Genomic DNA, 12058 nt, shown 5'->3' with positions numbered 1-12058 from the left:
AACCAATCGGCAGAGGACAACAGGGGGAGAGTATGAGGGTCGTGGTTTAACGGTCTCCATCGGCCGGATTCGTCCATGAATGGCTCGGAAGCGTACCGGAATGGACAGAGATTACGTTATGCGGCTCGTTTGCAGACACGGTTCAGGGGTATGGCACCGACAAAGCATGAGTCGGAGGACTGCTTGGAATGAACGCTTCATCCCACGGGATACGTGAGTCTGAACGATCAGCGAAGAAGTCAGGCCTGAATATTAAATGGCGGCCGGAACGATTGGTGAAATAAAAGAGGGGACGTTAACATCTAAAGGCAGACTGGCGGTAACACCGACAGGCCGGAAAGCCGCACCCGCAATGGCGGAAAGACCGAGTTCTTTTTAGCTGCATAGGAGAGAAATGCCTCCTTTTCTATGATATGATAAAACCCATATGAGTTCGTTGGGCAAAGGAGGATGGCAATGGATCTGATTTTATGGTTGTCAATTATTGGCGCGCTTTTGATTGGGGTTTCTATGCACCGGGTCGAGCGCAGTAAAAACGCAAAAAAACGGCACAAAAGCCGCGGCCGGATGCGCACCCGCAGAATCCGCTGACCGGCGTCCGTCTATAAACAGCTGTTTTTCCAGCAAAAAAAGCCTGGTTCCTCTTCGAAGAGGAACCGGGCTTTTAAGTGGAAGCAGCTTTAGAACGTGACGTCTTGTCCGTAATAAGCAGCTTCGTACAGTTTTTTCATTTGATCTTCGGATGTTTCACGTGGATTGGTGCCGGTACATGGATCGCCGACAGCATTTTTTGCCATCTCTGCTACATGGGAAGTAAAGGTATCTTCATCAAGTCCCCATTTTTGCAGGGTAGACGGAATCTCCATTTGTACGTTCAAGTCACGAACCCACTCAATCAACGAGTCTGTCAGCTCGTCTGATGTCGTGCCGTTCAAGCCGAGACGCTTCGCAATTACAGCAAAGCGGTCTGCTGAAACAGAACGGTTAAACTGCATCACATACGGCAGATAAATGGCATTGGCAAGACCGTGGGCAATGCCGAATGTCGGGCCGCTTTTGTGAGCCAGGCTGTGTGCGTTACCGAGTACGGCGTTGGCAAATGCCATACCGGCCATTGCCTGTGCATAGTGTACCTGTTCGCGGGCTTCTTTGCTGCCATCATACGAGCGAAGCAGGTCGTTCTTAAGGATTTCGGCACCTTCCAATGCCAGTGCATCGGTAAATACCGTATGCGGCTTCGCTACATAAGCTTCAATGCAGTGGGTTACCGCATCCATGCCTGTGTTGGCGGTTACGTCTTTTGGCATTTGATCAACCGTCATCGGATCAATGATCGCGATGTCCGGCGTAAGTTCAAAATCAGCCATTGGGTATTTGATGTTTGTCTCTGCATCCGTTACAACAGACAGGTTGGAAATCTCAGAAGCACTGCCGCTTGTGGTTGGGATGCCGATAAATTTCGCTTTGCCGCGAAGACGCGGCAGTTCGAATGGTTTAGTCGCATCTTCAAACGTCAGCTCCGGGTGCTCATAGAAGACCCACATTGCTTTGGCTGCGTCCATAACCGAGCCGCCGCCGATTCCAATCACCCAGTCCGGCTGAAAAGATTCCAGAACAGATGCGCTTTCGCTGATTTTCTGCGTTGTTGGTTCATCAGATATACCTTCGATTACTTTTGTTTCAATTGATGCTTTAGCAAGCTTCTGCTCGATCGCGTCAAGCGTGCCGTTTTTCTTGGCAGAGCCGCCGCCGATAACGAGGATAGCTTTTTTGCCTTCTAATGTTTCGAGTACGCCCAGTGCGTCTTCTCCGAAATAAATATCTCTTGGTATGGTAAATCTATTCATAGGTAAAACCTCCAGTTGATTGTTTGAAAAAGTGTGAGAGGTTCTTTACCCCAGGCACAAAATCAAGTATACTTCGTACAAGCAGATAATGTAAGTACCCACATTCACCGCACATAGTGATAAAAAGTATACTAATGGGCCATATCAGGCTTTAAAGGGGATAAAGAACATGAGTAGATTTGATGAGAAAGTTTACAACTGTGAAAAAGAACTAACGTTGTCTATTATCGGCGGCAAATGGAAAATGCTGATTATCTGGCACCTGGGCAAAGAAGGTACCAAACGCTTCGGCGAACTAAAAGCGATGATTCCGGGCATCACGCAGCGCATGCTCGTTACCCAGCTCAGAGAACTCGAAGAAGACCAGATCGTGCACCGGGAAGTGTATCCAGTCGTGCCGCCTAAAGTAGAGTATTCCCTCACCAGCCACGGGCAAACCCTGATTCCTATTTTGGATGTTATGTACGACTGGGGCAGGGGCTATATGACCGATGTCCTTCAAATGGATGAAGAAACCATTCAAGCCCACGTTAAATAAATACCACTCCTGTCCGGATGCCGGACGGGTTTTTTTATCTGCAGCTATTGACCCTGACGCTGCGTCAGGCCTTATAGTGAAAAATAGAAAGGGGGGACGAGAGGGTGCTCAAAATTAAAGAAGCGGCAGAAACTGCCGGCGTCAGTGTGCGCACGCTCCACCATTATGACGACATCGGCCTGCTTGTGCCTTCGATGCGTACGGCCTCTGGCTACCGGCTGTACAGCGATGAAGACATGGACCGCCTTCAGCAGATTCTGTTGTTCCGGGAAGCCGGGCTGCCGCTTGCCTCTATTAAGACCATGCCCGCTTTGACGACAGAAGAGCAGGTGTCCATGCTGAACGGTCATAAAGAAAGGCTGCGTGCCAAACAGCAGCAGATTCAGGAAATGATCCACACGATCGACCGCACCATACGTCACCATAAAGGAGAAGAGACAATGAGCCAATCCGATAAATTCAAAGGGTTTGATTTTTCCAGCAATCCGTATGAAAAAGAAGCAATGGAGCGCTGGGGCAGAGAAAAGGTTAACGAGGCCAACGAGAAAGTCAAGCAATCGGGCGGGGATGAACAGGAGCGGTTTAATGCGATCTACCGGAGTTTGGCAGAAGTGCGCCGGGACGATCCGGCATCTGCCGAGGCGCAGCGGCGAATCGGACAATGGTACGACCTGCTGCAATCGATCGGGGACTACCCGCCGGAGGTATTTATCAGCCTTGGTGCCATGTATACCGAAGACGAACGTTTTACAAAAAGTATCGACCAGTTTGGAGACGGCCTGGCCGTATTCATGAGAGAAGCCATGCGAATATACGGCACCGCCCGGCTTTCTTCTTAAATCACAAGTCACCGCTCCAGCGAGAGCGGTGTTTTTTCTGGAAACCAGCCCCCAAACACGCTATGCTGATAGAGGTAACGTCAGGAGAACATAAAAAGCTATCGGAAAACAAAAGGGATCAAGATGGTTATGTTTCTCTGATCATTCGTTCCAACCGCATACAAAATCAGTATTTCTGCTTTATAACTAGAGCAGGACTGATGCCGGGAGACATAGAAAGGAAGATACTCCAATGAAATACGGAAAGATACTACTTGGCATGGCGGGTACCATGGTGATAGCCGGATGCAGCAACGACGCAGAAGAAGGCGAACAGACGGAAGAAGAGCCGGTGGAAATTAATGTGGGGGCTGCCGCGGATTTATATCATGCGTTTACCGTATTGGGAGAAGATTTTGAAGAAGAGACAGGGATCAACGTGACCTTCTCTTTTGGGTCTACAGGCCAGATGACCCAGCAGATTGAGCAGGGCGCTTCTTACGATTTGTTTGCGGCGGCTCATGAATCCTACATCGACCGGCTGATCGAAGCAGAGGCTGTCGAGAAGGATTCAAAGCGGCAGTATGCGTTAGGGCAGATCGGAATCATGCACGATGGCACGATAGAGGACACATTGGAACCCGGTGATTTAACGAGCGGGAAGATAGAGCGGATTGCGATTGCCAACCCGGAACATGCCCCTTATGGAAAGGCTGCCCAGCAGGCGCTGGAATCCTGGGGGATATGGAATGAGGTAGAAGACAAACTGGTGTACGGGGAAAACATCAGGCAGACGCTTCAATATACGGAGGCAGGGGATGTAGATGTTGGGATTGTGGCACTAGCCCTTTCAATAGAATCAGATCTTTCGTACGAACCGATTGATACAGAAGACTATGAGCCGATTACGCAGGCCCTGGCTGTCCCCACCCGAAGTGAACATCCGGAAGAAGCCGGGCAGTTTGTGGAGTACCTGTTTTCGGATGAAGGCCAGGAAACAATGAAGAAGTACGGATTCGTACTCCCGGAGGAATAAGCTATGATTGATTTAATTGGATTTCCACTTTTTCTGTCTTTGCAGGTAGCTGTCCTGGCAACCGGAATTGCCTTTGTTATCGGAATTTTGTTTGCCTGGCTGGTCACTGTACATAAAAACAAATGGACAGAGCTGTTATCGTTACTGATGATGCTGCCGCTTGTTCTTCCGCCTACAGTAGTAGGCTATTATTTACTGGTGACGCTGGGCACGAACAGCTGGATAGGAAGAGCAGTAGAGAGTCTTACCGGTTCTTCTATTCTATTTACATGGCAGGCAGCTGTTATTGCTGCTTCTATTGCTGCGCTGCCGTTAATTATAAGGCCGATGCAGGCCGCGTTTGATTCTATTCATCAGGGCAGCCTGGAAGCTGCGCAGTTGGATGGCGCCAATCAATGGCAGATTTTTTATAAGATTATGGTGCCGCTGGCGTATCGTGGCATTATTGCAGGCATCGTGCTCGGATTTGCCAGAGCGATGGGTGAATTTGGGGCAACGATTATGGTAGCAGGAAACATTCCCGGCCAGACCCAGACGCTCTCAATAGCAATCTATGATGCCGTTCAGGCGAATCGAATGGAAGATGCCAATATAATGGTGATAGTCCTGAGCGCGGCCACGATCGGCATCCTGCTGCTGACGACTACCGTGTTAAAAGCCAGGTAATCTGTTTCAACCATTAAGGGACGCTCCCCTGTAACAAGGGCTTGACTCGTTCCCTCGAGAAAGGTGAGGAATTTAATGAAAGCTGTACAAGTAACAGGCTACGGGGATGTGGATAAATTAGAACTAGTGACCCGGCCCGTTCCGGAACCTAAAGATAACGAAGTGTTAATTCACGTCAAGGCGTGTGCGATCAATAATACAGAAATTTGGATGAGAGAAGGGGCATACGGTACTGGTTCAAAGTCCGGATGGCGTCCGGAAGGCGTTCGTTTTCCCCGTATACCAGGTTCTGATATAACAGGAGAGGTAGTGAAGCTCGGAAATTCCGTTGATCCATCCATGTTTGGCAGAAGTGTCATTCTTTTCCCATTCACATCAAGTGGAAAGGCGGGATTTGAACATATTTCAGAAGATATGTCTTTTATAGGGTCGGAATACGACGGGGGATATGCGGAATACGTAGTGTGGCCGGCTCATTTATGTTTTGATATGCCGCTTTCTGACTATACGGAAAGTGCCGTTTTTACAGTCAGCGGCTTGACCGCATGGCATATGGCAGAACAAATTCAAATACAGCCTGGGGAAACGGTAGTCGTCACCGGCGCAAACGGCGGCGTGGGCTCATTAAATGTACAAATTGCTGCAAAGGTATTTGGAGCAGAGGTCATTGCGATTGCAGGAGACTTGACATGGCAGGATAAACTAAAAGAGCTCGGTGCGACCCATGTTTTATCCTATAAATCGGCGAACCTTGCCGAAGAAATACTAAAGGTGAATAACGGCCCGGTCGATTCCGTATTGGATATTGTGGGGGATGCTTTATTTTCCACTTCTCTCCAGGTTTTAAAGAAAGGCGGAAAATTCTGCACGTCCGGGTCAGCGGGCGGTCAGAAGACAGAACTGGATTTCCGGATGTTGTATTTAAAGCATATTACGCTTTACGGCTCTGTATTGGGGACAAAAAATGAATTCAAACGTCTGCTTCACGCCGTGTCTGCAGGGAAAATTAAATCGGTGATAGATTGTACTTTTCCATTAGAAAAGGCGGGGGAAGCACAGACTTATTTTAAAAAAGCAGGGAAACTAGGCAAAGTGGTTCTGCTTCCTGAACAATAGGTACGGTCTGACTACGTCATGGATTCTGCCGGCACCGCTCCAGAGAGAGCGGTGTTTTTTTCTGGAAACGGATAGATTTCAGCCCTCAAACACGCTATGCTGATAGAGAGAAAAATAGAGAAACAGGATAGGAGATTTTCCCATGTATAAACTAATTGCGATTGATATGGATGGCACATTGTTGAACGACCAGCATGAAATTACAACCGAGGTGCGGGAGACGCTGCTTGAAGCCCGCTCGAAAGGCTCCCATATTGTTCTCTGCACCGGGCGTCCGATCGGCGGCGTGCACCGCTATCTCTATGAACTCGGACTCCAGGAGGAAGGCGACTACGTTATTGCCTATAACGGGGCACTCGTTCAGGACAGCCATACCGGCCGGGTTGTTTCCGAGCTGTCGCTGACTTATGAGAACCTCGAAGAGCTGTACGAAGTAAGCCTGAACCTGCAGACGCCGATGCATTATTTTGATTCGGCCCAGGTATATACACCGAACAAAGATATCAGCCCTTACACGATAAAAGAAGCATATCTGACGCAGCTTCCGCTCAGCTTCCGACAGGTCGATGAGATGCCGCGGGACACCCTGTTTCCGAAAGTTATGTATATTCATGAGCCGGAAAAGCTGAGCGAGGTTATTTCATCCATGCCGGAAGCTTTAAAACAAAAATACACGATGGTGCAGAGCGCTCCCTACTTTTTTGAAATTCTGCATCCAGAGGCAAGCAAAGGCAATGCGGTCCAGCAGCTCGCCGAATCGCTTGGCATCGTCCGCGAAGAAGTAATGTGTATCGGGGACAACGGCAACGACCTGTCGATGATCCAGTACGCCGGCTGCGGGGTGGCGATGGAAAATGCGATCCCGGTTATTAAGCAGCACGCCGACTACGAAACGCTGTCCAATAATGCCCATGGTGTTGCAGATGTTATCCAGAAACTGGTGCTCGCCAGGCATCCATCGTCATAAAAGGAGGCGGTCATATCGATATCCGCCATTTAAAATACTTTATTGAAGTTTCCCGGTTCCAAAGCTTCACAAAAGCTGCAGAATATTTATTTATTACCCAGCCAACGATCAGCAAAATGATTAAAAACCTGGAGGCAGACCTTGGCGCAGAGCTGTTTGACCGCTCACACAAACAGCTTGTGCTGACCGATGCCGGCCGGCTGATCCTGGGACAGGCTGAAACGATTACCCGTGCCTTCGACAGCCTGAAGACGGAGTTGAACGATTTGATGGGTCTGCAGAAGGGGCATATCCGTATCGGACTGCCGCCTATTATGGATGCAGACCGGTTTATTAAGATTCTCGGGGAGTTTCACCAGCTCTATCCCAACATCACGTTCCAGCTGCAGGAAAACGGCACGAAAAAAATTGAAGAAGACATCCGGGAAGATCTGCTCGATGTCGGAATTACCGTACTGCCGACTAAATCAGAGGAATTTCACTCGTTTTCGTTTATGAGAGAGGACCTCAAAGTGGTTGTGCCGCCCGCGCATCCGTTTGCATCCCGCAAACAGGTGCGGGTCGAAGAGCTCAAGCAGGAACCGCTCATTTTGTTTAATAAAGATTTTGCCTTAAATGACCGGATAACCGACGCCTGCCGGGACGCGGGATTTACGCCTAAAGTGGTGTCCGAGAGCACACAGTGGGACTTTATCGGCAAAATGATTGCGTCACACCTCGGGATTTCCATCCTGCCCCACAGCGTCTCGCGGCTGCTGCAGGAAGATCTGTGCACCATTAAAGTAGTCAAGCCGATGCTCGAGTGGGACCTGGCGATTATCTGGCGGAAACACAGCTATGTATCCTTTGCGACAACCGAATGGCTCCGTTTCACCCAGGAGCGCTTAATGATGGAGACGCCCTCTACGTAGAAGGCGTCTTTTTTATGCCGCTGTTCGGTCCCGTAACGTCTTCCCCGGCAGGAATGAAAACCGTCTCATAGACGATGTCTATGCTGTACATAAGATATATCCATTTTTCTTTTAGCGACAAGCCCCTTACACTGAAAACAGACGCAGCAAAAAGAAGGGAAGAACGAGCATGTTACACACGAAACATCCAAAAGAAAGCCTGATTGTTAATACCGACCAGGTGATGATTAACGATTTAAACAACTACAATACCCTGTTTGGCGGTGTGTTGATGAAAAAACTTGATAACAACGCCACACTGTCAGCGAGGCGCCATGCCCGGGTTAAGGAGTGTGTGACCGCCTCAACCGATTCAATTGATTTTCTGTACCCTATTACGCAGTCGGATTCAGTGTGTGTGGAATCGTTTGTGTCGTACACCGGAAACAAATCGATGGAGATTTTCTGCAAGGTGATTGCCGAAGACATGATGACCGGAGAGCGGCGTATGGCGGCGACTGCATTTTTAACCTTTGTGGCGCTCGATGAACACAAAAAGCCGCTCCCGGTTCCCGGTATTCTGCCGGAAACCAAAGAGGAAACATTTTTATACGAGTCCGGTAAAGAACGGGCCGAACAACGCCACGTCCGCCGCACGCAGAGCAAACAGCTCAACAATATTATCACCCTGGAGAAACCATGGGAAAAAGGAGCCGTCACATTATGATCCAAACAATGCCCGGACTGCACGATATTCAGCGGGCCAAAGAAGACTTAACCGAGCTCAAACAGAACCATCCATCCTTGTATGAACAGTTTCATCACGTGGTCAGCCTGACCCGCCAGCTCCAGGTCCGCTACAGCTATCTCGGAGGGCTGCTGGCCGGCGAAGCGGCGGAAGAAGACAAACCGGCTTTTATGAAAGAATCGGTGCTCGCTCTATATATGGAAGAAGTACAGCAGCTGAAAACACGGACTGACTGTTCAGCGCTTTCCGCGCTTTTGACCGCTCATAAACACGTGGGCTGCTCGAAAATTTCCTTGATGGTACTCGGTGCCCGTCCGGAAATGATACAGGGCTCCAGCTTTATTAAATAACAAAAACCGCCGCTGATACGGCGGTTTCTTTCGTATTAATCGGCCAGACGATACCAGGAACGGGCATTGCCTGATAAAACGCAGGCCGCCTGGGCTTCGCCCAAGGTGTCTGTAATGCATTGAATGTCGGCCGGACTGAATCGTTCCGGAGCCCTGGTAGAAGGCAGATCCGTTCCAAACATAAGCGCCGCAGGGTGTTCGGCAGAAAGACGGGTTAAAGCCTTCTCGACATCGATCTCTGTGCGGCTGAATCCCGTGGCTTTTACACGAACGCCTTTGGACACAAGACGAAGCAGGTCATCGAATCCGGCGGCGGTCAGGCCCAGATGATCCACCGAGACCGCGGGAAGCGCCTCCAGCAGGCCGGTATATTCATGGAGCCGGCTGGACGGAACATAGAACTCCGCGTGCCATCCACATGCATCATATACGCGCCGGGCAAGCTTTTCCATGACGGCCGGGGACGCGGGGGTGCCCCGGTGCAGGTTAAAGCGGATACCCCGCACGCCTATTTTATCAAGTTCTTCAATCTCGGCGACATTGACCTCCGGCCGCAGCTGGGTGACCCCGACATACCGGGTACCAAGACGGCGCAGAGCCGCTTTCAGGTAAGACTGGTCGTTCCCTTGAAAGGAAGCAGACACGAGCGCCCCGCCGCGGATCATCAGGCCGTTTGTTTCATTTTGGTAGTCTGTGATCGTATATGGGGCGGGCAGATAGCCCTGATTAGCCGTGAGCGGATACTGCGGGTCCACTAGATGGAAATGCGCGTCAAACAGCTCGATCATACGGGACTAAGCTCAATGGCGGACTGCAGGGCAGCCTGCAGGCTTCTCGGATCGGCGATATTTTTGCCGGCAATATCAAAGGCAGTGCCGTGATCCACGGACGTGCGGATGACGCCGTGATTTAACCCAACGGTAATGTTGACCCCGGCTTCGAGGCCGAGCACTTTCACCGGGGCATGGCCTTGATCGTGATAGCAGGCGACGACAATATCAAAATCACCGCGGACGGCCCGGTAAAAGAGTGTATCCGCCGGCCAGGGACCGACGACATCCATGCCCTGCTGCTGTGCTTTCTTCACGGCAGGAACAAGCTTTTCTTCTTCTTCGCCCTGCCCGAAAAGACCGTTTTCCCCGGCGTGGGGATTAATGCCGCATACAGCGATCCGGGGATTCGGGATCCCGGCTTTGGTCAGTGTCTCGTGGGCAAGCGTCAATACTTTAAAGGTCCGCTCCGGTGTAATCGCATCGATGGCATCCCGCAGGCCCAGATGGGTTGTCAGATGGATAACTTTCAAGTTAGGGGCAGAGAGCATCATCGAATAGTCTTTTGTGCCGGTAAGGCCCGCAAGAATTTCCGTATGCCCGGGGTACTTGTAGCCTGCCCCCTGCATGGCTTCTTTATTTAACGGAGCTGTGCAGATGCTGTCTATTTCCTGATTCATTGCAAGCGCTACGGCTTTTTCCACATACAGGTACGCGTGTTTTCCCGCTTCAAACGACAATTTTCCAAACGCCAGATTCTTTGGAAGTGCTCCTACCTGCAGGCAGTCGATCACGTCCGGAGAAAAAGCGGCCTCCGCGACTGAAGAAATAGAAGCGGCTTTGATAGACAGGCCGCATAAGGCAGCCGCCTCGTTTAAACGTGCCGTGTCTCCGATAACGAAAGGACGGCAGCGGGTGTAGATCGTTTCATCCTGCAGGGCCTTGACGATAATCTCCGGGCCGACGCCGGCAGCGTCGCCCATCGTAATAGCAATAATTGGTTTGTTCATTACGGTGTGCCTCCTTGAAAAAAATGTAGAGCCTGGACAAGGGATGTTTCGTCGCCAAACCCTCCTGCTTTTGTCATCACGAGAGGACGCCGGGCTCCTTTTAACCGGCCGAGAGGAATGCCGGGTGCCCATTCCCCGTAAAGCTCGAGTGAATCGCTGCCAAGGGACGTGCAGACAGCTGCAGCGATATCGCCCCCGGTAAGAAACAGCCCGTCATACGGTACGCTGTCATAAATACGGCGCACGATGCCGCCGGTCTGCTCCGCCATATACAGCGACGCTTCCTGCAGACTCAGGCCGGCTGCGGCTGCGTGCTTTTCGACTGCCTGCACTGCCGCCCGGCCGGACTCTATATACAATAGAAGGTAGGCAGGCTGCTGATGGATGATTTGTTCGATTAGTCTCTTCATTTCCTTGTCCCGGCTTGTCTGGTCAAAAAACAGAGCAGGGGACAGGGATACAGGAACAACCGCCGGTTCGGTCATTAGTGTCTGGCGCTGCCTGCGGCTTATTTCCGAACGGCTGCCCACTACAAACAGCGCTGAGCGCGGTACCGGTTCTTTCAGCAGCGTCTCGTAGACCGGATTGTGCTGCGTGTTGGACGGGGAAGGGAAAAGGTACGCCGCCGCTCCCGCCGATCCGGCAAAAATGATCGAATAGCCTGAACGCTGCAGACGCTCCATTCCTGCCTGCAGGTCGGTCTCTGTCCGGCTGTCAAACGAAAGAAAAGCGGTACCTTCCTGCTTCAGGCCGGCGAGTACAGATTCCAGCTCCGCTCCGTGAAGCGTATCGGCGGCCAGATGAACCGCCCGCCGGGTGCTCGTGGCTTCGATAAGCTCCACCACGCTGGACGTAACAGCGGTTTGGCCTGCAAAGGTTGTGTAGCCTGCATCCTGTAACGGTACCTCGTTCACATACAGCCATCCTTCTTTAATGACCCGGTGTTTGGCCGGGTAGGACGGGTTAACAACAATAAAATCCGGCCGGAATGCATCGTACACGGCATCGAGTTCTGCTCCTACCGCCCCGCGGAGGGTGGAATCAAGTTTTTTATAAACGATGTCCGGCTTGCCGGCAGCAAGAGTGTCTGCTGTGCGGCGTACTCTATTATACGCCTGTTGGGCGCCAAGCGGCCGGGAATCGGTATTTACAATTAATACCTGCTCCTCAAGCAGGGAGGCAGAAAGAGTGTCTGTTAAAGCGACAGCGGGCGTGTAACCGTTTCCGGCACACTGGGCGCCCGCATCATTCGCTCCAGTCAAGTCATCGGCAATAATACATAAATCCACTGTTAAACACCTC

15 protein-coding genes are annotated in these 12058 nt (G+C 51.0%); 11 read left to right on the top strand and 4 right to left on the bottom strand.

Going from position 1 to position 12058, the window contains the following annotated elements; translation table 11 throughout:
• Positions 1–256: 256 nt before the first annotated feature.
• Together AC5W14_RS13155 and AC5W14_RS13150 are read left to right on the top strand one after the other, a co-directional pair.
• On the top strand, positions 257–379 hold the full coding sequence (locus AC5W14_RS13155) for a hypothetical protein (RefSeq protein WP_496194696.1): 123 nt from the start codon (positions 257–259) through the stop codon (positions 377–379).
• A 77-nt stretch (positions 380–456) separates the two neighbouring features.
• On the top strand, positions 457–591 hold the full coding sequence (locus AC5W14_RS13150; RefSeq protein WP_496058310.1) for a hypothetical protein: 135 nt from the start codon (positions 457–459) through the stop codon (positions 589–591).
• An 89-nt stretch (positions 592–680) separates the two neighbouring features.
• Here AC5W14_RS13150 and AC5W14_RS13145 read toward each other — a convergent pair whose 3' ends face one another.
• Positions 681–1847 (bottom strand): iron-containing alcohol dehydrogenase, encoded by a 1167-nt coding sequence (locus AC5W14_RS13145; protein WP_496194695.1) that lies wholly within the window; start codon positions 1845–1847, stop codon positions 681–683.
• Between the two features lie 169 nt (positions 1848–2016).
• Here AC5W14_RS13145 and hxlR point away from each other — a divergent pair, with 169 nt between their 5' ends.
• The 9 genes from hxlR (at position 2017) to AC5W14_RS13100 (ending at position 8976) form a co-directional block, all read left to right on the top strand.
• Complete coding sequence (gene hxlR / locus AC5W14_RS13140; protein ID WP_496058308.1) at positions 2017–2385, top strand: transcriptional activator HxlR; 369 nt, start codon at positions 2017–2019, stop codon at positions 2383–2385.
• A 104-nt stretch (positions 2386–2489) separates the two neighbouring features.
• The gene (locus AC5W14_RS13135) at positions 2490–3224 is read left to right on the top strand and encodes a MerR family transcriptional regulator (protein WP_496194694.1); all 735 of its coding nucleotides are present in this window, start codon (positions 2490–2492) and stop codon (positions 3222–3224) included.
• A gap of 232 nt (positions 3225–3456) precedes the next feature.
• On the top strand, positions 3457–4239 hold the full coding sequence (modA, locus tag AC5W14_RS13130) for a molybdate ABC transporter substrate-binding protein (protein ID WP_496058306.1): 783 nt from the start codon (positions 3457–3459) through the stop codon (positions 4237–4239).
• 3 nt (positions 4240–4242) lie between these two features.
• Positions 4243–4905: a molybdate ABC transporter permease subunit gene (gene modB / locus AC5W14_RS13125; RefSeq protein WP_496058305.1), complete on the top strand. Its 663-nt coding sequence runs from the start codon at positions 4243–4245 to the stop codon at positions 4903–4905.
• Positions 4906–4980: 75 nt separating this feature from the next.
• Entirely contained in the window at positions 4981–6021 is a 1041-nt protein-coding gene (locus tag AC5W14_RS13120) for a zinc-binding dehydrogenase (protein WP_496194693.1), read from the top strand.
• A gap of 142 nt (positions 6022–6163) precedes the next feature.
• On the top strand, positions 6164–6988 hold the full coding sequence (gene yidA / locus AC5W14_RS13115) for a sugar-phosphatase (RefSeq protein ID WP_496058303.1): 825 nt from the start codon (positions 6164–6166) through the stop codon (positions 6986–6988).
• Positions 6989–7002: 14 nt separating this feature from the next.
• Positions 7003–7899 carry a cidABC operon transcriptional activator CidR gene (cidR, locus tag AC5W14_RS13110; protein WP_496194749.1) on the top strand — a complete coding sequence of 299 codons (897 nt, stop codon included), beginning with the start codon at positions 7003–7005 and terminating at the stop codon, positions 7897–7899.
• Between the two features lie 169 nt (positions 7900–8068).
• Positions 8069–8605, top strand: a complete 537-nt coding sequence (locus tag AC5W14_RS13105) for an acyl-CoA thioesterase (protein ID WP_496058302.1) — start codon at positions 8069–8071, stop codon at positions 8603–8605.
• Positions 8602–8976 carry a hypothetical protein gene (locus tag AC5W14_RS13100; protein WP_496058301.1) on the top strand — a complete coding sequence of 125 codons (375 nt, stop codon included), beginning with the start codon at positions 8602–8604 and terminating at the stop codon, positions 8974–8976. Before AC5W14_RS13105 ends, AC5W14_RS13100 begins: the two co-directional genes overlap by 4 nt.
• A 35-nt stretch (positions 8977–9011) precedes the next feature.
• On the opposite strand, the gene AC5W14_RS13095 is transcribed toward AC5W14_RS13100, so the two are convergent.
• From AC5W14_RS13095 to AC5W14_RS13085, 3 genes are read right to left on the bottom strand one after another with little or no spacing between them, the layout of a single operon-like run.
• Positions 9012–9764 carry an amidohydrolase family protein gene (locus AC5W14_RS13095; RefSeq protein ID WP_496194692.1) on the bottom strand — a complete coding sequence of 251 codons (753 nt, stop codon included), beginning with the start codon at positions 9762–9764 and terminating at the stop codon, positions 9012–9014.
• Positions 9761–10756, bottom strand: coding sequence for a 4-hydroxythreonine-4-phosphate dehydrogenase PdxA (gene pdxA / locus AC5W14_RS13090; protein WP_496058299.1), 996 nt, complete (start codon positions 10754–10756; stop codon positions 9761–9763). The genes AC5W14_RS13095 and pdxA overlap by 4 nt, the downstream gene beginning before the upstream one ends.
• Positions 10756–12045 (bottom strand): four-carbon acid sugar kinase family protein, encoded by a 1290-nt coding sequence (locus AC5W14_RS13085; protein WP_496194691.1) that lies wholly within the window; start codon positions 12043–12045, stop codon positions 10756–10758. Before AC5W14_RS13085 ends, pdxA begins: the two co-directional genes overlap by 1 nt.
• Positions 12046–12058 lie beyond the last annotated feature (13 nt).

This window comes from Sinobaca sp. TMA16-18, assembly GCF_059510535.1.
Note: the sequence above shows the minus strand (reverse complement) of the source record. Positions and strands in the feature narration are given on the sequence as shown.